Source organism: Pseudomonas sp. 4CAES_32.4 (genome assembly GCF_058136335.1).
The window spans coordinates 2,088,908-2,108,586 of record NZ_CM176882.1 but is presented as its reverse complement, the minus strand read 5'-3'; the positions used below and the strand labels follow the sequence as shown (position 1 = coordinate 2,108,586).

Sequence of the window (19,679 nt, the reverse complement as noted above, 5' to 3'; positions counted from 1 at the left end):
ATTCAAGGAACCAGAATGCCCCAGCACATCCAGCGCAGCATCGACTCCCCCCTTCGCACCGGCCTGACCCGCGCCCAACTCTGGGAAAACGCCGACAAAGGCCTGATCAAATGCTGGGAAGTCGGCCGCCAGCGCGCCATACGTTTCCCCGACCTCGCCCAACGCTGCCTCGCCGACGAACTGCCGGTGCTCGGCTGGAAAGGTGGCGTGAGCCGCAGCCTGAAGAAAAACGAAAAGTACGGCTCGTTGAAATACCTGGCGCAGTGGCAAGGCTTGCGTGGCGAGAATCTGGATATTGATCTGAGCGAAGAGCGTTCGCTGACCTGTTCGCGGACGAAGATGGTGGTGACGTTTACCCCGGATCGGACGAAGTATTTCAATCAGGTGGCGGAAGCTGAAGTCTGATCAGCATAAATTTTACTTAGCGGGCGCTGAAAGACTTCGTGCCCCGAAACCTCACTCATCAATTTTCGGATCATGGCGTGACTTCAACCAACGTAGACAAACTCGCACTGGCCGTTGCTTTGCTGGCACTGGGTGCGACCATTTGGCAGGCTCAGGCGCAAATCAAACACAACCATGTTTCAGTTGAGCCGCGCATCACCTCGTACTTCTCCAACAACGACAACAAAGACCAATGGGGCATCTACGCCTTCAACAACGGCATGGGTAATGCCTTTGTGGAGAGTCTTGAGGTGTATGTGGATGGAAAAGCGGTAGCGGATCATCCCTACGGTAAATTTTTCTCCGCTGTCACGACGCTCGGTCTTGACCCGATGTGTTTTCTGATTGGCGGTCCACGCCCGAACGATGCTTTTCAAGTGGGAAGCGAAGAACGGCTTATCGAAGCCAACCCGAAAGCGCCGACGACCTGCGCGCTGAACAAGCTGCTTCTACAGGCCCACGCCCGAAAACGTGTGGATTATGAGTTGGTGATCAAGTCGATTTATGGCGATCGTTTCAAATATCGCTATTCGACCAACTCACAAACCGCGATTTGAACGAGAGCAGTTTCAGGCAAACCTTCAGTGCAATGCTGAATCTATTGCAGCGCCGACCGAAAACCGCTCCCGATACGCCTGTGGCGTGACGCCAATCGCCCGCAGGAAACTGCGCCGCAGCGTCTCTTCACTGCCAAACCCGCAATTGGCGGCGATGCGTTTGACCGGCAGACCGGTATCACTGAGCAAGCGCCGCGCCGTTTCCACCCGGATCAGCTCAATCGCCCGCGCCGGGGTCTGGCCGGTGTCGGCGCGGTAATGGCGGACGAAACTGCGTTCGCTCATTCCGGCCTGTTCGGCGAGGGTCGGGATACCCAGATCGCAGGTCAGGTGTTCGGCGATCCAGGCGTGCAACTCATCAAAACGATTGCCCTGATTTTGCAGCGACAAGGTCACGCTGAACTGCGACTGACCGCCCGGGCGCTTGAGGAACACCACCAAGTGCCGGGCGACGTCCAACGCAATGTCGCTACCGAGATCTTCCTCAACCATCGCCAATGCCAGATCAATACCGGCAGTAACGCCTGCCGAGGTCCACACCGGGCCGTCATTGATGAAGATCGGATTGGCCTCGACCCGGAGATTCGGATGCTGTTGCGCCAGTTGTTCGCAGCGGGTCCAGTGGGTGACGACGCGGCGGCCATCGAGCCAGCCACTGGCCGCCAGCAAAAACGCACCCGTACACACTGACGCGACGCGCCGACATTTCGCGGCATGGTCGCGCACCCAATCCACCAGCGGCACGTCGTCGGCAGCGGGATAAATGCCCCAGCCACCGGCAATGATCAACGTATCGCTGGCCGCGTGCGGCAAAGGCTCGGCCAACACCGCCAAGCCTGCCGACGACATCACCGCCCCGCCACCGCTGGCGATCACACTCGGTGCGTAAGGGATCGGCAAGCCGCGCTGGCGGGCGAGGTCATTGGCCGAGGCGAACACCTGCAACGGCCCGGTGACGTCGAGGATTTGCATGTTGGCGAACGCGAGTACGTGGATGGCTTTGGGCATTTGGCGTAATTCGTGGGGTTATTGGCGTATGCGCCAGAACCTACGCGCCTACAGTAAAGCCGTCCACCCCTTTTCATGGAGCAAGAACGATGACGCTGCAGATCGGTTTTCTGTTGTTTCCACAGGTTCAGCAACTCGACCTGACCGGGCCTTACGACGTGCTCGCCTCGCTGCCGGGCGTGCAAGTGCATCTGATCTGGAAGGATCTGATGCCGGTCACCGCCAGCACTGGCCTGCTGCTGAAACCGTCCACGACGTTCGAGGATTGCCCGGACCTGGACGTGATCTGCGTGCCGGGTGGCGGTGGCGTTGGGCCATTGATGGAAGATGCGCAGACGCTGGCGTTCATCAAACGCCAGGCGGCCCAGGCGCGGTATGTAACATCAGTGTGCACCGGTTCGCTGGTGTTGGGTGCGGCGGGTCTGCTGCAAGGTAAACGCGCGACCACGCATTGGGCTTATCACGATCTGCTGCCGACGCTGGGCGCGATTGCGGTGAAGGATCGGGTGGTGCGTGACGGCAACCTGTTTACCGGTGGCGGGATCACGGCGGGGATTGATTTTGCTTTGGTGCTGGCTGAAGAGTTGGTGGGTGCCGACGCGGCGCAACTGATCCAGTTGCAATTGGAATATGCCCCGGCACCGCCGTTTGATTCGGGTAACCCGGACACCGCGCCGAGCGCGATTGTCGATGAAGCTCGTTTGCGTGCAGCGCCCTCGCTAAAGCTGCGCACGGAAATTACCGAGCGAGCTGCGGCAAAACTGAATCTGCGCTGATTCCTCAGTCACCCATAAAACCCTGTGGGAGCTGGCTTGCCAGCGATAGCGGTAGAACAGTCGATGAAGATGTCGGCTGAACAGGCCTCATCGCTGGCAAGCCAGCTCCCACAGGTAACGAGGTTGGTCACAGGTTTGTGTGATGCCCCCGTTTCCTCCCTCCCCTCCACTTGTCCCCCCGCCCCCACCCGTGTAGAAAGCCCTTTGCAGTGGTCTAATTTCCCCGGACACCCCGATAGGTGGAAAATACATCTATCGAGGAGTTATTCATGACCAAAAAACGCAGAGCATTCGACGACAGCTTCAAGCTGCAAGTCGTGAAGATGATCAAGGATCAGGGGCTAACCGTTATGCAGGTTTGCCAAGATCTGAACATTGGTGAGACAGCCGTTCGACGCTGGGTTCAACAGTACGAGGCAGAGCAACTGGGGCAGGCCGGAATCGGCAAGCCATTGACGGCAGAGCAACAGCGCATCCGGCAATTGGAACAGGAAAATCGCCAGCTCAAGATGGATAACGACATCTTAAAAAAGGCTACGGCCTTCTTTGCCCGCGAGCTGAAGTAAGGTATCGACTGGTTCGGCAGCTGCAACAGAAGGCCTATTCAGTGACACATGTCTGTCGGTTACTGAGCATCAGTCGCTCGGGCTTCTATGAGTCGCAAAAGCGTGCTGATGCGCCCGTCCGGCAGAGTTGTCCTGTCGTTGTGCAACTCAAGGCGTCTTTTGCCGAGAGTGGTGGCTGCTACGGCAGCCGGCCCTTGCGCGACGCTTTGCGCGGCAAAGGCCTGTCTGTTGGACTGTATAAAATCCGCCGTTTGATGCGTGCCAATGGGCTACGTTCGGCTTGGAAGCGCAAGTTTGTGCACACGACCGATAGCAATCATGATCTGCCGATTGCCGAAAATGTACTGAGCCGAAAATTTGATCCGGCGGCGCCAAACAAGGCTTGGGTGGCAGACATCACCTACATCCGCACCCGCAGTGGCTGGCTGTATCTGGCCGTGGTGTTGGACTTGTTTTCACGCAAGATCGTGGGCTGGTCGATGGCTCCGAACATGCCGGCAGAGCTGGTGTGCACTGCGATGCAACTGGCCATCGCACAGCGCCAACCGCCGCCAGGCCTGATTGCCCACTCGGATCGTGGCAGCCAATACGCGAGTGCAACTTACAGAGATTTACTGGCAAGAAACGACATGCAGCAGAGCATGAGCCGTAAAGGTAATTGCTGGGACAATGCGGTGATGGAACGCTTCTTCCTGAGCTTGAAAATGGAGCGGGTATGGCGACGTGACTATGCCAATCATACCGAAGCGATCCGCGACATCACCGAGTACATCGTTGGGTATTACAACAACGAACGGCTTCACTCGAAACTGGGATATCTGCCACCGACCGTCTATGAGCGGGCGATGGCGTCAAAACCACCTATCGAGGTGTCCGGAATTAGTTGACCACTGCACTTCCACAAAATTTGCACAGGGACTTTCGATGAAGGCGTTGCCGTGGCTCTATCTGGCACTTCTCAGCCTCGGCTACGGCTTGGCACTGAGCTACGGCCAACTCGGCTGGCTGGCGCTGATCTCCATTGGCCTGCTGGCGTTCGCCGGTTTTGCTGTGCATCTGCAAAAAGTACCGGTGGCGCGGTTCCTCGGTCATGGCTTGTTCATCGTCCTGGCTGTGGCGTTGGCGCTGCATTGGCTGCCGGGTTTCGCCAACGGTCGGGCGATTGATCCGCAACGGTTCACTGACGATGCCGTGCCCTTCGCGATGTACCTGAACCTCGACAAACCGCTGATTGGCTTCTGGCTGTTGCTGGTCTGCCCGTGGATCGTCGCTTGGCGTTCGATGCGGCTGACGGTCTACGCCAGCGCCCTCGCCCTGACGTTGAGCGCGATCCTCGCCCTTGGCGGCGCCCTGTTGCTCGGGGTGATCACCTGGGCGCCAAAATGGCCGGATCAGGCGTGGCTGTGGGTGCTGAACAACCTGCTGCTGGTGACGCTGGTCGAGGAAGCGCTATTTCGCGGCTATATACAGGGCGGCCTCAGTCGTCGTTTGCAGCACTTGCCCTACGGCGACAATCTCGCCCTGCTGCTCGCTTCCCTGATCTTCGGTCTGGTGCACGCCGGCGCGGGCTGGACGTGGGTGTTGCTGGCGGGGCTGGCGGGTGTCGGCTATGGTCTGGCCTATCGTTTTGGCGGACTCGGCGCGGCCATCGCCACGCATTTTGGCCTCAATCTGCTGCATTTCGGCTTGTTCACCTATCCGATGCTCGCTGGCTGAAGCAAGCGCCGTTTTGCGACGCCATTCTTAAATCTGAAAAAAAACTTCAATAAAAAGCTGTCAGCGCCGACAACCTTTCAAAGCCTTGCGGATTGAAAAACCATGCGTAACAACCAGCCCATTACACAACGCGAACGGACTTTCCCGGCTCAGCAGCGGTTGATTTCCACAACCGACGCCAAGGGCGTGATCACTTACTGCAACGACGCTTTCGTCGAAATCAGCGGGTTTTCGCGTGAAGAACTGATCCGTGCGCCGCACAACCTGGTCCGTCACCCTGACGTCCCGGCGGCGGTGTTTTCGCACATGTGGGGCACACTGAAACAAGGCTTGCCATGGATGGGCATTGTCAAGAATCGCTGCAAGAACGGTGATCATTACTGGGTTAACGCCTACGTGACACCGGTGTTCGACGGCAATCAGGTGGTCGGTTACGAGTCGGTGCGGATCAAACCCACTGCCGAACAGATCCGCCGCGCCGAAGCGCTCTACCAACGCATCAACCAAGGCAAGTCGGCGGTCCCGTCCAGCGATAAATGGCTGCCGGTGCTGCAGGACTGGCTGCCATTCATTCTGGTCAGTCAATTGAGCTTCGTGATTGGCGCGACCCTGAACTCGCAGTGGGGCTTCGCCCTCGCCGCCGGTTTGTCGGTGCCGCTGGGCCTGATGGGCCTGCAATGGCAGCAACGCGGGCTCAAGCGTCTGCTGCGCCTGGCCGAACAGACCACCTCCGACCCGTTGATCGCGCAGATGTACACCGACAGCCGTGGTGCGCAGGCGCGTCTGGAAATGTCGATCCTCAGCCAGGAAGCGCGCCTGAAAACCTGCCTGACCCGTCTGCAGGACACCGCAGAGCACCTGACCGATCAGGCCAAACAGTCCGACGCCTTGGCGCACAACAGCTCCACGGGTCTGGAACGTCAGCGCGTGGAAACCGAACAGGTCGCCACCGCCGTCAACCAGATGGCCGCGACCACCCAGGAAGTCGCCAGCCACGTACAGCGCACCGCTGACGCGACCCAGGAAGCCAATCGTCTGACCGGTCGTGGTCGTGACATCGCCGGGGAAACCCGCGAAGCCATTCAGCGCTTGTCCGTCGTTGTTGGCGAAACCGGTTTGACCGTGACCCAACTGGCCAAGGACAGCGACGAAATCGGCGGCGTTGTTGATGTGATCAAAGGCATCGCCGACCAGACCAACCTGCTCGCTCTGAACGCCGCGATCGAAGCCGCGCGTGCCGGTGAGATGGGCCGTGGTTTTGCCGTGGTAGCAGACGAAGTTCGCCAACTGGCGCAACGCACCAGCGAATCGACCGGGCAGATTCACGCCCTGATCGCCAAGCTGCAACAGACTGCGTCCAGCGCTGTACAAACCATGGAAGCCGGCCATCGTCAGGCTGAAGAAGGTGTGGCGCGGGTGCTGGAAGCGGATCAGGCATTGGTCGGCATCAGCGAAGCGGTGGCCAACATCACCGACATGACCACGCAGATCGCTGCGGCGACCGAAGAGCAAAGTGCGGTGGCTGAAGAAATCAGCCGCAACATCAGCAATATCTCGGAGCTGGCGGATCAGACGTCGGAACAGGCGCATAACTCGGCGTTGCTGAGTGAAGAGCTGACGAAGACGGCGAATACGCAGTATTCGTTGGTGGAGCGGTTTAACCGCTGATTGAACTGGCGATAACGAAAAACCCGGATAGCGAGAGCTTCCGGGTTTTTTATTTTTGATTTGGGCTTTTTTGAGTCTGGCAGATCGTCATCCCGAGCAGGCTCACTCCTACAGGGAATCGTTGTCGGGCTCACAATCTGTGATCACCGCAGATCCAATGTAGGAGTGAGCCTGCTCGCGATGAAGCCATAACAGCCAGTTAAATTATTGAGGCAACTTCAGCTTATCCAGCAGCCGATTGACCAACAGTTCGTTGAGCATGATCACCTGTTGCAGCGCCAGCAGCGGTTTGCGCTCCGGGCCGCCGATTGAGTTGGCGATGTTACCGGCCATGGCATGGGCGTATGAAAGCGACTCGCTCGCCTCGATCAGCAGGGTTTCGTCATCCAGCGTGGGATCGACGAGATAGACGGGGCGAAACTTGGGCGAGCTTGGCGGAGCACCCAGTGCTTCGGGTCTGAGGTAGTAGTCGAGGGCGCGGTCGGTTGCTTCTTTTGTCTTTTGAGACTCAAGCGCTGGGTCGTGAGGGGTTGGGTCTGTGCCCGGAGGGTTTGGCGTAGCTTTGAACATAGATATCTAATTCCTGAACGAGGGCCGCGACCGTTCTCTACTAAAAGAAGGGTGGCGGCTGTGCGCAGGTTAGTAGACCGGAGGAATTAGCAAGACCGGCGCGCTCGAAAGCGCCCTGAGCACAGCCACCATTGAGTGCAGGCTGATACGCCTGACTTAATGGGACTCATGCACCTACTAAAACCATGCGGGCTACTAAACCCGACCACTGATGGGCAGTGGCAGGGAAACGATATAGCCCGCGCTAGGTCGTGTAAGCCGGCGGATTCTGGCGTACGCGTAGGTAACGGCGCAAGGTGTTGTAGGGCTCGTGGCGTAACGGTTTGTGTAATTTAAACGTGCTGGCAGGATTGCGTTTATGAGCAGAAAAAGCGGGAAGTTGGCCTGTTGTTTTGGTGTTGTTTGTCAGGCCGCTTTCGCGAGCAAGCCCGCTCCCACAGTGGGATTTGGTACACCGGTGAGGGATGAGTTGGCTCGCAGACCGCCATCGCTGGCAAGCCAGCTCCCACAAGGATTGAATACATCTGATAAAGATCGGTCGGCTCCTAGGCCGCCATCGCCAGCAGGGCTGGCTCCCACATTTGGATTGGGTACGTCGGCTAGAGACTGGTCGGCTCGCAGGCCGCCATCGCCAGCAGGGCTGGCTCCCACATTTGGATTGGGTACATCCGTTAGACACTGGTCGGCTTTCAGGCCGCCATCGCCAGCAGGGCTGGCTCCCACATTGGATTGGGTACATCGGTTAGAGACTGGTCGGCTCGCAGGCTGCCATCGCCAGCAGGGCTGGCTCCCACATTTGGATTGGGTACGTCGGCTAGAGACTGGTCGGCTCGCAGGCCGCCATCGCCAGCAGGGCTGGCTCCCACATTTGGATTGGGTACATCGGTTAGAGACTGGTCGGCTTTCAGGCCGCCATCGCCAGCAGGGCTGGCTCCCACATTTGGATTGGGTACATCGGTTAGAGACTGGTCGGCTCGTAGGCCGCCATCGCCAGCAGGGCTGGCTCCCACAGTGGCAGAGCCTGCCAATAGGCCGAGTGTCAGCTCGCCTCGCTTTTGATCTTGATCCACGGGCGACATCGGAAGGCTGAGTGGAGGGATTGATCCGGGCGTGGGAGCGCAGCGACCGTTTGGCGCAGCCAAACACAGCGAGAGGAGGTGCAGCGAAGCAAACCGTAGGCGCTGCGCCCGGATCGATCCCGCAGCGAAGGAACCCCGAGCCCCAGCGAGCGGGCCGAACGTAGGAGCAAGCGTTTTTTTGCTTACTTTTTTTAGGCGTTTGTAAAAAAAGTGAGTCGCCGTCAGGGCGAAACCCTAAGTGGCCGTTGCCGCAGGAATGGATATGTACCCAAAACGAAAGACTGCAGCGCATCCAAGATCCATCCCCCTCACCCCAGCCCTCCCGAAACGTCGGACCGCCCCCATGGGGGCGAGGGGAAAGGGAGCAGATCTTCATGTAGTTCAAAATCGCAGCCCGGCTCTGTCACTTGCTGAGAAACTCGGCCACCTTAAGCGCGGCGCTGGCCAAATGCTGTTCATGGGTAAACCCGGAAACCTTTAATGGCTTGAGGTCATGATCGCCAGCAGCTAACCACGCCACCTCAATACTCGGTGACAAGGTGTAAGCCCCGACAGCCTCCCGATTACCCAGCGCATCCCGCTCCCCCTGCACAATCAACGTCCGCGTCTGCAACCCAGCCAAATGCTCAACCCGAGGCTTCTCCGGCTTCCCTACCGCATAAAACGGATAGCCCAAACACACCAACGCATCAGCACCCAATTCGTCAGCCAAAAGACTGGCCATCCGCCCGCCCATCGACTTCCCGCCAATGGCCAAAACCCCAGCGACATGACGCCGCACCTCGGCATACACCTCACGCCAGCATTCCTGCAATTTCACCGCAGGATTCGGCGGCCGCTTCACCCCATCCACCCGCCGCTGCGCCATATACGCAAACTCAAACCGCAACACATTCACCCCAAGCCCGGCAAGGCGCCCAGCCATGTCGTTCATCCAGTCACTGTCCATCGGCGCGCCAGCACCGTGAGCAAGGATCAACGTCGCCGAAGCCTTGCCCGATGCGGCATCCCAAAGCCACCCATGATCCCGCACGCACTGCGCCCATTGATCCCCGTCAATACTGGCCTTGTGCTGTTTGTCCATGCTTGCCTCGCTTTTAGTCTGCCTATAACTCCAGACGAAGGATTCGCCGCGTGTTTTGCGCGCGCTCACTTCGGCTGAACCGTGGATGGGGAACCATGAACACTTCTATCAGTACCGCCTACAACTACAAGGTGGTCCGCCAATTCGCCATTATGACGGTGGTGTGGGGCATCGTCGGCATGGGGCTCGGGGTTTTTCTCGCGGCCCAATTGGTCTGGCCCGAACTTAACTTCAATTTGCCCTGGACCAGTTTCGGCCGTCTGCGCCCGCTGCACACCAACGCGGTGATCTTCGCGTTCGGTGGCTGCGCGCTGTTCGCCAGTTCGTTCTACTCGGTGCAACGTACCTGCCAGACTCAGCTGTTCGCACCACAAATCGCCGCTTTCTGCTTCTGGGGCTGGCAACTGGTGATCCTGCTGGCAGCAATCAGCCTGCCACTGGGTTACACCAGTTCCAAGGAATACGCCGAGCTGGAATGGCCGATCGATATCCTGATCACCATCGTCTGGGTCGCCTACGCGATCGTGTTCTTCGGCACGATCATGCAGCGCAAAACCAAACACATCTACGTGGGCAACTGGTTCTTCGGCGCGTTCATCATCACCGTGGCGATTCTGCACATCGTCAACAACCTTGAGTTGCCGGTGAGTTTCACCAAGTCCTACTCGGTGTACGCCGGTGCAACCGACGCGATGGTGCAATGGTGGTACGGCCACAACGCCGTAGGCTTTTTCCTCACCGCCGGTTTTCTCGGGATGATGTACTACTTCGTGCCGAAACAGGCCGAGCGTCCGGTGTATTCGTATCGCCTGTCGATCGTGCACTTCTGGGCTTTGATCACCCTGTACATCTGGGCCGGCCCGCACCACTTGCACTACACCGCGCTGCCGGACTGGGCACAGTCGCTGGGCATGGTGATGTCGCTGATTCTGCTGGCACCGAGTTGGGGCGGCATGATCAACGGCATGATGACCCTCTCGGGTGCTTGGCATAAGTTGCGCAGCGACCCGATCCTGCGCTTCCTCGTGGTCTCGCTGGCGTTCTACGGCATGTCGACCTTCGAAGGTCCGATGATGGCGATCAAGACGGTCAACGCCCTCTCCCACTACACCGACTGGACCATCGGCCACGTACACGCCGGCGCACTCGGCTGGGTGGCGATGATTTCCATCGGCGCGCTGTACCACATGATCCCGAAAATCTTCGGCAAAGCGCAGATGCACAGCGTCGGTTTGATCAACGCGCACTTCTGGCTCGCGACCATCGGCACCGTGCTGTACATCGCTTCGATGTGGGTCAACGGCATCGCCCAGGGCCTGATGTGGCGCGCGGTGAACGAGGACGGCACGCTGACCTACTCCTTCGTCGAAACCCTGGTGGCCAGCCACCCAGGCTTCGTCGTGCGGCTGATCGGTGGGGCGATCTTCCTCAGCGGCATGTTCCTGATGGCTTACAACACCTGGCGCACCGTGCGGGCCTCGCAGCCTGCTGACGTCGTTGCCGCCGCGCAGATGGCCTGAGGAGTCCGCCATGAAACACGAAACGATTGAAAAGAACGTCGGCCTGCTGATGTTGCTCATGGTGCTCGCCGTGAGCATCGGCGGCCTGACCCAGATCGTCCCGCTGTTCTTCCAGGACGTCACCAATAAACCGGTCGAAGGCATGAAGCCCTACACCGCGCTGCAACTGGAAGGTCGCGACATCTATATCCGCGAAGGTTGCGTCGGTTGTCACTCGCAGATGATCCGGCCGTTCCGCGCCGAAACCGAGCGCTACGGGCACTACTCGGTGGCCGGCGAAAGCGTCTGGGATCACCCGTTCCTGTGGGGCTCGAAACGTACCGGGCCGGATCTGGCCCGGGTCGGCGCGCGCTACTCGGATGACTGGCACCGCGCGCACTTGTACAACCCGCGCAACGTCGTACCGGAATCGAAGATGCCGGCCTACCCGTGGCTGGTCACGCAGGCGGTCGACAGCAGCCACACCGAAACCAAGCTCAAGGTCATGCGCACCCTCGGCGTGCCGTACACCGACGACGATATCAGCGGCGCGGTGGCCAGCCTCAAGGGCAAGACCGAAATGGACGCCCTCGTCGCCTACCTGCAAGTGCTTGGCACTGCAATCAAGAGCAAGAGGTGAGCCATGGTCATTGAAATGAGTGCAGGCCTGATTCGCGGCCTCGGCACAGTCGTGGTGTTCGTTGCCTTTGTCGGTTTGACCTTGTGGGTGTTCAACCGCAAGCGCACGCCGGAATTCGCCGAAGCGCGCCTGCTGCCGTTCGCCGACGAGCCGCAAGCCGACACAACCCCAGTAAATGAAACAAGGAGTACCCGGCCATGACCACCTTCTGGAGTACGTGGATCTGCGTACTGACCATCGGCAGCCTGATCGGCCTGACGTGGCTGCTGATCGGCACCCGTCGGGGCGAAACCAAGGGCAGCGTCGACCAGACCATGGGCCACAGCTTCGACGGCATCGAGGAGTACGACAACCCGCTGCCGCAGTGGTGGTTCATGCTGTTCGCCGGCACGCTGGTGTTTTCCGTGGGCTATCTGATCCTCTATCCGGGCCTGGGCAACTGGAAAGGCATCCTGCCCGGTTACGAGGATGGCTGGACCGGTGTGCACGAGTGGGAAAAGGAAATGAACAAGGCCGACGCCAAGTTCGGGCCGATCTTCGCCAAGTTTGCCGCCATGCCGGTGGAAGAAGTGGCGAAGGATCCGCAGGCGCTGAAAATGGGTGGTCGCTTGTTCGCCTCCAACTGCTCGGTGTGCCACGGTTCCGATGCCAAGGGCGCGTTCGGTTTCCCTAACCTCGCCGACAGCGACTGGCGCTGGGGCGGCGACGCCGAGACCATCAAGACCACCATCATGGGTGGCCGGATGGCGGCGATGCCGGCCTGGGGTGAAGTGTTGGGCGAGGCCGGGGTGAAAAACGTGGCCGCTTATGTGCGTCACGAACTGGCCGGCCTGCCGCTGCCCGCCGACAACAAGGCTGACCTGCAAGCCGGACAGCAAGCGTTCAACACCACTTGCGTAGCCTGTCATGGGGCCACCGGCCACGGCACTGAAGCCATGGGGGCGCCGAATCTGACGCACCCGGCCGGATTTATCTATGGCACCAGCCTGACGCAACTCGAGCAGACCATTCGCCATGGTCGTCAAGGCCACATGCCAGCACAGAACGAACTGCTGGGGAACGATAAAGTGCAATTGCTCGCCGCGTATGTATACAACCTATCAAAAGATCGCGAGCAATTGAGCGACAAGCTTCAAGCTGAAAGCTCCAAGTAAAATCAACATCACTGTATACAATCCTGCAGGCGACTTGAATCATCTTGTCGCTTGCAGCTTTCAACTCGCAGCTGCTTCTTTTTGTCGCACCCCTTCGCACCCTCTCCTTTCGGTTCCCCGAATTCGGGTCTACGCTTGCTCAATGCGGACTGGCCCGTGCCGGTTCCAGGTCGACCCCGAGCGATGTGTTCGATGAATTGGCTGACAGACTCGCCGCAAAGGCCGGTAGATCCCGGCTGTCGCGCCGATTGCCATTCATCAGCCGAACTGGCCGTTCCAACACACCTCGTTACAAGTGACCTGAACCCCTCGCTTTTTTCGTTCGCTGCGACATTTTGTCAGAGGTCATTTTTGTCCTTACGCGGCACATGGAAAGGCCGCAGAATCAGCGCTGGAAAGCATTGACTCAGGTCATGGCGCGTTGCATTGACCCCCTGCTCTCTGCATACTTGCGACCGATTTTAATCCTAATAAAACACCCAAACCGTGGAACCTTAGAATGAGCACAGCAATCAGTCCGACTGCTTATAACTATAAGGTAGTCCGCCAGTTCGCCATCATGACGGTGGTCTGGGGGATCCTTGGCATGGGGCTCGGTGTCTTCATCGCCTCGCAACTGGTTTGGCCGGAGTTGAACTTCGGTCTGCCGTGGACGAGCTTTGGACGCCTGCGCCCGTTGCACACAAACCTGGTGATTTTCGCCTTCGGTGGTTGTGCACTGTTTGCCACTTCCTACTATGTCGTGCAGCGAACCTGCCAGACGCGACTGATCTCCGACAGCCTCGCCGCCTTCACCTTCTGGGGCTGGCAAGCGGTCATCGTCGGCGCGATCATTACCTTGCCGCTGGGTTACACCACCACCAAGGAATACGCGGAACTGGAATGGCCGATCGCCATTTTGCTGGCCATTGTCTGGGTCACCTACGGTCTGGTGTTCTTCGGCACCATCACCAAGCGCAAAACCAAGCACATCTATGTCGGTAACTGGTTCTACGGCGCATTCATCGTCGTGACCGCGATGCTGCACATCGTCAACCACATGTCGCTGCCGGTGAACCTGTTCAAGTCCTATTCCGCCTACTCGGGCGCGACGGATGCGATGATCCAGTGGTGGTACGGCCACAACGCCGTGGGTTTCTTCCTGACCACCGGTTTCCTCGGGATGATGTACTACTTCGTGCCGAAACAGGCCGAACGTCCGATCTACTCCTATCGCCTGTCGATCGTGCACTTCTGGGCGCTGATCACCCTTTACATCTGGGCCGGCCCGCACCACCTGCACTACACCGCGCTGCCGGATTGGGCACAATCGCTGGGCATGGCGATGTCGATCATTCTCCTGGCGCCAAGCTGGGGCGGCATGATCAACGGCATGATGACCCTCTCGGGCGCCTGGCATAAGCTGCGCACCGACCCGATCCTGCGTTTCCTCGTGGTCTCGCTGGCGTTCTACGGCATGTCGACCTTCGAAGGGCCGATGATGGCGATCAAGACCGTCAACTCGCTCTCGCACTACACCGACTGGACCATCGGCCACGTTCACGCCGGTGCCTTGGGCTGGGTTGCGATGATCTCGATCGGCGCGATCTACCACATGATCCCGAAACTGTTCGGTCGTGCGCAGATGCACAGTGTCGGCCTGATCAACGCGCACTTCTGGCTCGCGACCATCGGCACCGTGCTCTACATCGCTTCGATGTGGGTCAACGGCATCACTCAGGGCCTGATGTGGCGTGCAATCAACGACGACGGCACCCTCACCTACTCGTTCGTTGAAGCACTGCAGGCCAGCCACCCGGGCTACATCGTCCGCGCCCTGGGCGGTGCATTCTTCGCCAGCGGCATGTTCCTGATGGCTTACAACGTCTGGCGCACCGTGCGCGCCTCGAACCCGGTTGAAGCTGAAGCCGCTGCCCAGATCGCTGTCGTTGGAGCTCACTGATGAAGCATGAAGCTGTCGAGAAGAATATTGGCCTGCTGGCCTTCTTCATGGTCATCGCCGTCAGCGTTGGCGGCCTGACCCAAATCGTTCCGCTGTTTTTCCAGGACGTCACCAACAAGCCGGTCGAAGGCATGAAGCCGCGCCCGGCCCTGGAACTGGAAGGCCGCGACGTCTACATCGCCAACGGTTGTGTCGGCTGCCATTCGCAGATGATCCGTCCGTTCCGCGCTGAAACCGAACGCTATGGCCACTACTCGGTTGCCGGTGAAAGCGTCTGGGATCACCCGTTCCTGTGGGGTTCCAAGCGTACCGGTCCGGACCTGGCTCGCGTCGGCGGTCGTTACTCCGATGACTGGCACCGTGCGCACTTGTACAACCCGCGCAACGTGGTGCCTGAGTCGAAAATGCCGGCTTACCCGTTCCTCGTGGAAAACAAGCTCGACGGCAAAGAGACGGCCAAAAAAATGGAAGTCTTGCGCACGCTCGGCGTCCCTTACACCGACGAAGACATTGCCGGTGCACAGGCTGCCGTGAAGGGCAAAACCGAAATGGACGCGCTGGTGGCCTATCTGCAAGGCCTGGGCACCATCATCAAAAGCAAACGGTGAATTAGATGGATATCGGGATGATTCGTGGCCTGGGCACCGTTGTTGTGATGGTGGCCTTCATCGGTCTGGCGCTGTGGGTGTTCAGCCCCAAGCGCAAGTCGGAGTTTGAAGACGCGACCTTGTTGCCTTTTGCGGATGATCCCGAAGCCATCAAGCACGTCGAGCAAGCTTCTAGGAGTAACAAAGAATGACTACATTCTGGAGTCTGTACGTCACAGTCCTCAGTCTCGGTACGATCTTCGCCCTGACCTGGCTGTTGCTGTCGACCCGCAAGGGCCAGCGCAGCGAGCAAACGGACGAGACGGTCGGGCACTCCTTCGACGGGATCGAGGAGTACGACAACCCACTGCCGAAATGGTGGTTCATGCTGTTTGTGGGCACGATCATTTTTGCCCTGGGTTACTTGGTGCTGTACCCGGGCCTGGGCAACTGGAAAGGCCTGCTGCCGGGCTACAACTACCTCGATAACGACAAGCAGACCGCGTTCGCCAACGGCCAGACCGGCTGGACCGGCGTGCACGAGTGGGAAAAGGAAATGGCCCGTTCGGACGCCAGGTTCGGTCCGATCTTCGCCAAGTTCGCTGCCATGCCGATCGAAGAAGTCGCCAAGGATCCGCAAGCACTGAAGATGGGTGGCCGTCTGTTCGCCTCCAACTGCTCGGTGTGCCACGGTTCCGACGCCAAGGGCGCTTATGGCTTCCCGAACCTGACCGACGCCGACTGGCGCTGGGGCGGCGAACCGGAAACCATCAAGACCACCATCATGGGCGGTCGTCACGCGGTGATGCCGGCGTGGGCTGAAGTGATTGGCGAGCAAGGCGTTGCCGACGTTGCCGCGTTCGTCGTGACCAAGCTCGACGGCCGCAAACTGCCGGAAGATGCCAAGGCTGACCCGGAAAACGGCGGCAAGCTGTTTGCCGCCAACTGTGTGGCTTGCCACGGTCCAGCTGGTAAAGGCACCCCTGCCATGGGCGCGCCTGACCTGACCCACCCTGGCGCGTTCATTTACGGTTCGAGCTTCGCGCAACTGCAACAGACCATCCGTTACGGCCGTCAGGGCCAGATGCCTGCGCAGGAACAATTGCAGGGCAACGACAAGGTTCACCTGCTGGCGGCGTATGTCTACAGCCTGTCCCACGGTGAAAAAGCCCCGGAAGCCGAAGCGCAGTAAATACGCTTTTACCCGCAGTAAACGAAGCCCCCGCCAGTCGACACTGGCGGGGGCTTTTTCATTACGGGCGTCTGGCGACAGCCGATTTCACGGGAATCGTGTCGATCCGTTCACGGTTCCGCCAGTCATTGTTCTTCACCAGAGAAATGTGCAATTGCTTGCGATCCTCGGAAAAACTGGCCGTCAGATAAGTTTGCTGGGAAGCACTGCCACTGACGAAAATCGGCACACCGTTCATCATCCACACATTGCCACCGTCAAAATGCAAATGCCCGCCGAAAATGGCCGTCACTTCATACTTCTTGATGATGTCCACGAAACGACGGAAAAGCTGCGTGTCATCGCCCCAGTTATACGGCTTATGCATATTGAGGATAATGGCGTAACCCTTTTTATGAGCAGCCGCCAGGTCTTTTTCCAGCCAGGTCAACGCATGAGTAATGGCGAATGTGGTTGGATTAAGCGCGTCGGCGATATAGGTGGAATAGGTAGGTTCATTATTGAGCTGCACCAAATGCACTTCACCGATATTTTTCGAATAAGCCAGACTGCCCGCGTACAACTTATCCATGAACCAGCCCGACACGGCCAAATCGAAGTTATCTACCCTGTTGGTATGGTGATCTGCAAAATCTACGATACTGCCCGCCGCACAATTATTACTAAAACAATCGTCGACATTGTTTTCATAATCGTGATTACCCAGACCATATAAATAATCATCGCCAAAGTGACGCTTCAGGGCATGGTTGATATAAGAGCGCTGCCAGCCGTGACCGAACGCCGTCATATCGCCGTTGATCATCAACGGAACCTGCGCCTGGCCACCCATGTTCTTCCTGAAGTCGGCAATGCTCGCAAACTGACTTTCCACCAGCACTTTTGCGCGCACCTCGAAGTCCTTGTCCGACTCGGGCTCACCGCTGTCGGTCTTGTCCGTCCAGGGATATTGCGGATCGGAGGCGAACACCATGTGAAGCGGAGCTCCTTCAAGCGAATAGGCCAGTGGTGTCAGCAACAACATCATCAGCGCGGTTAACGAAGCCATCATTCTGTTAGGTTTCATAGAACATCCATTTCCAGTTCAACTCCAAAAAATTTGCACACTTGATGAACACATCAACTGCACAACAACTTATTCAGAATCAGCAAAACTGGCAAACCCTAAACAGCTCGCAATTGAGTTTATATATTTCCACCAATGAACTTTACACATCCAATATCTTGCGACATTTAGCCTCTGGACTCACAACTTGATTGTTATTAATGTCTCGCTGGCCTCGCCATTATTCAGGCCATTATTCAAGGATGAAACGAAAATGACATTGCATCATCACAACAACTCGGAAAGTACCCAAACCACGCCGATCGCCCCTTCGGAGCCGGACACTGCGCGTGACGCGCCAATCGAGAGTGAAGAAGCGCGCTCGCGAACCACGCGGTCAGTCGACGATAACAAGCGCCGCAAATACAGCGGCGGTCTCGATTCGCTGGGAGGCGGCAGGTTGCCTTGAGCAAGTAGCGCGGGCATGAGGCCGCGGCCAGTCGATCTGCGTGGAGATTGGCCGTCGCTTCACGGGAAAACCGTCCATACTTCACAAGTCAATTGATTCAGGTCACTACACCATCAATTGATTTCCCCCAACGCGACCAAAGGTCGCACCCTTGATCCAGAGCTTCCGGCGTATCATTGCGCCACTGCAACGCCCCTTTTTGACCGCGGTTGGCACGTATCGACCGAGGCATTTTTCCACTGCCGTGGGATGCAATGATGAGCAACCAGATTCCGGTACACGACGTCACACCACCGAGCAAAAACGCGAACAACAGCGTCGATCTTTACGCCTCACGAGAAAAAATCTACACCCGCGCTTTCACCGGCCTGTTCCGCAATCTGCGGATGATGGGCGGCGCGGCATTGTTCCTGCTGTATTTCGGCACGGTCTGGCTGAACTGGGGCGGCCATCAGGCGGTGTGGTGGAACCTGCCGGAGCGCAAGTTCTTCATCTTCGGCGCTACCTTCTGGCCACAAGACTTTATTCTGCTTTCCGGCCTGCTGATCATTGCCGCGTTCGGCCTGTTCTTCATTACTGTGTATGCGGGTCGCGTCTGGTGCGGCTACACCTGCCCGCAAAGTGTGTGGACGTGGATTTTCATGTGGTGCGAAAAGGTCACCGAAGGCGACCGCAACCAGCGCATCAAACTCGACAAAGCGCCGATGAGCGCCAACAAATTCCTGCGCAAAGCCGCCAAGCACGTGATGTGGCTGCTGATCGGTTTTGTCACCGGCATGACCTTCGTTGGTTACTTCTCGCCGATCCGGGAACTGGTCTTCGAGTTCTTCACCGGCCAGGCCGATGGCTGGTCGTATTTCTGGGTAGGCTTCTTCACCCTCGCCACCTACGGCAACGCCGGCTGGTTACGCGAGCAGGTGTGCATCTACATGTGCCCGTATGCGCGCTTCCAGAGCGTGATGTTCGACAAGGACACATTGATTGTTTCCTATGATCCGCGTCGCGGCGAAAGCCGTGGCCCGCGCAAGAAAGGCATCGATTACAAGGCTCAAGGCCTCGGTGACTGCATCGATTGCACGATGTGCGTGCAGGTCTGCCCGACCGGCATCGACATACGCGATGGCCTGCAGATCGAGTGCATTGGCTGCGCCGCGTGCATCGACGCCTGCGACAGCATCATGGACAAAATGGACTACCCGCGCGGGTTGATCAGCTACACCACCGAACACAACCTGTCGGGGCAGAAAACCCATAAACTGCGGCCTCGCCTGATCGGCTACGCCGTGGTGTTGCTGGCGATGATCAGCCTGTTGGTCACCGCGTTCTTCATGCGTTCGCTGGTCGGTTTCGACGTCAGCAAGGATCGCGTGTTGTACCGCGAGAATGCCGAAGGCCGGATCGAAAACGTTTACAGCCTGAAGATCATGAACAAGGACCAGCGCGATCACACCTACTTGCTGGAGGCCGCCGGTCTGCCGGACCTGCGCCTGCAAGGCAAACGCGAAATCAAAGTCGCTGCCGGCGATATATTCAGCATGCCGGTCGAGTTGTCGAGTGCACCGGAACAATTGCCATCGAGCACCAACGAGGTGAAATTCATCCTCAGGGATGCCGATGACGACAGCGTCCACGTTGAAGCCAAGAGCCGATTCATCGGCCCACAAATCCGTTGAGAGAACTGAA

20 protein-coding genes are annotated in these 19,679 nt (G+C 58.3%); 16 read left to right on the top strand and 4 right to left on the bottom strand.

Translation table 11 applies throughout. The features are described from left to right. Positions 1-15 precede the first annotated feature (15 nt). Both AC3Y64_RS09645 and AC3Y64_RS09640 read left to right on the top strand, forming a co-directional pair. Entirely contained in the window at positions 16-405 is a 390-nt protein-coding gene (locus AC3Y64_RS09645) for a hypothetical protein (protein WP_489987240.1), read from the top strand. Positions 406-482: 77 nt separating this feature from the next. After that, positions 483-1,001, top strand: a complete 519-nt coding sequence (locus AC3Y64_RS09640) for a hypothetical protein (protein WP_489987239.1) — start codon at positions 483-485, stop codon at positions 999-1,001. Positions 1,002-1,025: 24 nt separating this feature from the next. Here the strand turns inward: AC3Y64_RS09640 and AC3Y64_RS09635 are convergent, their stop codons facing one another. Then, positions 1,026-2,009 (bottom strand): GlxA family transcriptional regulator, encoded by a 984-nt coding sequence (locus tag AC3Y64_RS09635; protein ID WP_489987238.1) that lies wholly within the window; start codon positions 2,007-2,009, stop codon positions 1,026-1,028. Positions 2,010-2,098: 89 nt separating this feature from the next. On the opposite strand from AC3Y64_RS09635, the gene inhA reads away from it, so the two are divergent. The 4 genes from inhA (at position 2,099) to AC3Y64_RS09615 (ending at position 6,735) form a co-directional block, all read left to right on the top strand. Next, positions 2,099-2,785 (top strand): isonitrile hydratase, encoded by a 687-nt coding sequence (gene inhA, locus AC3Y64_RS09630; RefSeq protein WP_489987237.1) that lies wholly within the window; start codon positions 2,099-2,101, stop codon positions 2,783-2,785. A 269-nt stretch (positions 2,786-3,054) separates the two neighbouring features. Next, positions 3,055-4,238 (top strand): IS3 family transposase gene (locus AC3Y64_RS09625; protein ID WP_489984471.1). Its coding sequence is split into 2 segments (ribosomal slippage): positions 3,055-3,319 and positions 3,319-4,238, totalling 1,185 coding nucleotides; the frame shifts between segments, so codons are not numbered across the junction. Between the two features lie 37 nt (positions 4,239-4,275). Continuing rightward, entirely contained in the window at positions 4,276-5,067 is a 792-nt protein-coding gene (locus AC3Y64_RS09620; RefSeq protein ID WP_489987236.1) for a CPBP family intramembrane glutamic endopeptidase, read from the top strand. A 102-nt stretch (positions 5,068-5,169) separates the two neighbouring features. Further along, entirely contained in the window at positions 5,170-6,735 is a 1,566-nt protein-coding gene (locus AC3Y64_RS09615) for a methyl-accepting chemotaxis protein (protein ID WP_158959686.1), read from the top strand. A 204-nt stretch (positions 6,736-6,939) separates the two neighbouring features. Here the strand turns inward: AC3Y64_RS09615 and AC3Y64_RS09610 are convergent, their stop codons facing one another. Beyond that, a complete protein-coding gene (locus AC3Y64_RS09610; RefSeq protein WP_489987235.1) occupies positions 6,940-7,305 on the bottom strand; it encodes a DUF6124 family protein in 366 nt (121 codons plus the stop codon). 1,482 nt (positions 7,306-8,787) lie between these two features. Next, a complete protein-coding gene (locus tag AC3Y64_RS09605) occupies positions 8,788-9,468 on the bottom strand; it encodes an alpha/beta family hydrolase (RefSeq protein WP_489987943.1) in 681 nt (226 codons plus the stop codon). A 95-nt stretch (positions 9,469-9,563) separates the two neighbouring features. Between AC3Y64_RS09605 and ccoN (AC3Y64_RS09600) the strand changes: the two genes are divergently transcribed. From ccoN (AC3Y64_RS09600) to ccoP (AC3Y64_RS09565), 8 genes are all read left to right on the top strand, one after another. Next, a complete protein-coding gene (ccoN, locus tag AC3Y64_RS09600) occupies positions 9,564-10,988 on the top strand; it encodes a cytochrome-c oxidase, cbb3-type subunit I (protein WP_217850964.1) in 1,425 nt (474 codons plus the stop codon). A 10-nt stretch (positions 10,989-10,998) separates the two neighbouring features. After that, the gene (gene ccoO, locus AC3Y64_RS09595; RefSeq protein ID WP_489987234.1) at positions 10,999-11,607 is read left to right on the top strand and encodes a cytochrome-c oxidase, cbb3-type subunit II; all 609 of its coding nucleotides are present in this window, start codon (positions 10,999-11,001) and stop codon (positions 11,605-11,607) included. A 3-nt stretch (positions 11,608-11,610) separates the two neighbouring features. Beyond that, on the top strand, positions 11,611-11,808 hold the full coding sequence (locus tag AC3Y64_RS09590) for a cbb3-type cytochrome oxidase subunit 3 (RefSeq protein ID WP_489987233.1): 198 nt from the start codon (positions 11,611-11,613) through the stop codon (positions 11,806-11,808). After that, positions 11,805-12,761 carry a cytochrome-c oxidase, cbb3-type subunit III gene (ccoP, locus tag AC3Y64_RS09585; RefSeq protein WP_489987232.1) on the top strand — a complete coding sequence of 319 codons (957 nt, stop codon included), beginning with the start codon at positions 11,805-11,807 and terminating at the stop codon, positions 12,759-12,761. The genes AC3Y64_RS09590 and ccoP (AC3Y64_RS09585) overlap by 4 nt, the downstream gene beginning before the upstream one ends. Before the next feature lie 499 nt (positions 12,762-13,260). Then, positions 13,261-14,703, top strand: coding sequence for a cytochrome-c oxidase, cbb3-type subunit I (gene ccoN, locus AC3Y64_RS09580; protein WP_322846513.1), 1,443 nt, complete (start codon positions 13,261-13,263; stop codon positions 14,701-14,703). After that, the gene (gene ccoO / locus AC3Y64_RS09575; protein WP_158959430.1) at positions 14,703-15,311 is read left to right on the top strand and encodes a cytochrome-c oxidase, cbb3-type subunit II; all 609 of its coding nucleotides are present in this window, start codon (positions 14,703-14,705) and stop codon (positions 15,309-15,311) included. The genes ccoN (AC3Y64_RS09580) and ccoO (AC3Y64_RS09575) overlap by 1 nt, the downstream gene beginning before the upstream one ends. Before the next feature lie 5 nt (positions 15,312-15,316). Continuing rightward, on the top strand, positions 15,317-15,502 hold the full coding sequence (locus AC3Y64_RS09570) for a CcoQ/FixQ family Cbb3-type cytochrome c oxidase assembly chaperone (RefSeq protein ID WP_003175465.1): 186 nt from the start codon (positions 15,317-15,319) through the stop codon (positions 15,500-15,502). Continuing rightward, on the top strand, positions 15,499-16,482 hold the full coding sequence (gene ccoP, locus AC3Y64_RS09565; protein ID WP_489987231.1) for a cytochrome-c oxidase, cbb3-type subunit III: 984 nt from the start codon (positions 15,499-15,501) through the stop codon (positions 16,480-16,482). Before AC3Y64_RS09570 ends, ccoP (AC3Y64_RS09565) begins: the two co-directional genes overlap by 4 nt. A gap of 61 nt (positions 16,483-16,543) precedes the next feature. On the opposite strand, the gene AC3Y64_RS09560 is transcribed toward ccoP (AC3Y64_RS09565), so the two are convergent. Beyond that, the gene (locus AC3Y64_RS09560; RefSeq protein WP_489987230.1) at positions 16,544-17,548 is read right to left on the bottom strand and encodes a metallophosphoesterase family protein; all 1,005 of its coding nucleotides are present in this window, start codon (positions 17,546-17,548) and stop codon (positions 16,544-16,546) included. Positions 17,549-17,735: 187 nt separating this feature from the next. On the opposite strand from AC3Y64_RS09560, the gene AC3Y64_RS09555 reads away from it, so the two are divergent. Then, the gene (locus AC3Y64_RS09555; RefSeq protein ID WP_489987229.1) at positions 17,736-17,996 is read left to right on the top strand and encodes a hypothetical protein; all 261 of its coding nucleotides are present in this window, start codon (positions 17,736-17,738) and stop codon (positions 17,994-17,996) included. A gap of 257 nt (positions 17,997-18,253) precedes the next feature. Further along, the gene (ccoG, locus tag AC3Y64_RS09550; RefSeq protein ID WP_489987228.1) at positions 18,254-19,669 is read left to right on the top strand and encodes a cytochrome c oxidase accessory protein CcoG; all 1,416 of its coding nucleotides are present in this window, start codon (positions 18,254-18,256) and stop codon (positions 19,667-19,669) included. Positions 19,670-19,679 lie beyond the last annotated feature (10 nt).

Bases quoted from the DNA above. Each gene is read 5' to 3' on its own strand.
- AC3Y64_RS09645 (WP_489987240.1), top strand. From the start codon at position 16: ATGCCCCAGCACATCCAGCGCAGCATCGACTCCCCCCTTCGCACCGGC.
- AC3Y64_RS09635 (WP_489987238.1), bottom strand. From the start codon at position 2,009: ATGCCCAAAGCCATCCACGTACTCGCGTTCGCCAACATGCAAATCCTC.
- inhA (WP_489987237.1), top strand. From the start codon at position 2,099: ATGACGCTGCAGATCGGTTTTCTGTTGTTTCCACAGGTTCAGCAACTC.
- AC3Y64_RS09620 (WP_489987236.1), top strand. From the start codon at position 4,276: ATGAAGGCGTTGCCGTGGCTCTATCTGGCACTTCTCAGCCTCGGCTAC.
- AC3Y64_RS09615 (WP_158959686.1), top strand. From the start codon at position 5,170: ATGCGTAACAACCAGCCCATTACACAACGCGAACGGACTTTCCCGGCT.
- AC3Y64_RS09610 (WP_489987235.1), bottom strand. From the start codon at position 7,305: ATGTTCAAAGCTACGCCAAACCCTCCGGGCACAGACCCAACCCCTCAC.
- AC3Y64_RS09605 (WP_489987943.1), bottom strand. From the start codon at position 9,468: ATGGACAAACAGCACAAGGCCAGTATTGACGGGGATCAATGGGCGCAG.
- ccoN (WP_217850964.1), top strand. From the start codon at position 9,564: ATGAACACTTCTATCAGTACCGCCTACAACTACAAGGTGGTCCGCCAA.
- ccoO (WP_489987234.1), top strand. From the start codon at position 10,999: ATGAAACACGAAACGATTGAAAAGAACGTCGGCCTGCTGATGTTGCTC.
- AC3Y64_RS09590 (WP_489987233.1), top strand. From the start codon at position 11,611: ATGGTCATTGAAATGAGTGCAGGCCTGATTCGCGGCCTCGGCACAGTC.
- ccoP (WP_489987232.1), top strand. From the start codon at position 11,805: ATGACCACCTTCTGGAGTACGTGGATCTGCGTACTGACCATCGGCAGC.
- ccoN (WP_322846513.1), top strand. From the start codon at position 13,261: ATGAGCACAGCAATCAGTCCGACTGCTTATAACTATAAGGTAGTCCGC.
- ccoO (WP_158959430.1), top strand. From the start codon at position 14,703: ATGAAGCATGAAGCTGTCGAGAAGAATATTGGCCTGCTGGCCTTCTTC.
- AC3Y64_RS09570 (WP_003175465.1), top strand. From the start codon at position 15,317: ATGGATATCGGGATGATTCGTGGCCTGGGCACCGTTGTTGTGATGGTG.
- ccoP (WP_489987231.1), top strand. From the start codon at position 15,499: ATGACTACATTCTGGAGTCTGTACGTCACAGTCCTCAGTCTCGGTACG.
- AC3Y64_RS09560 (WP_489987230.1), bottom strand. From the start codon at position 17,548: ATGAAACCTAACAGAATGATGGCTTCGTTAACCGCGCTGATGATGTTG.
- ccoG (WP_489987228.1), top strand. From the start codon at position 18,254: ATGAGCAACCAGATTCCGGTACACGACGTCACACCACCGAGCAAAAAC.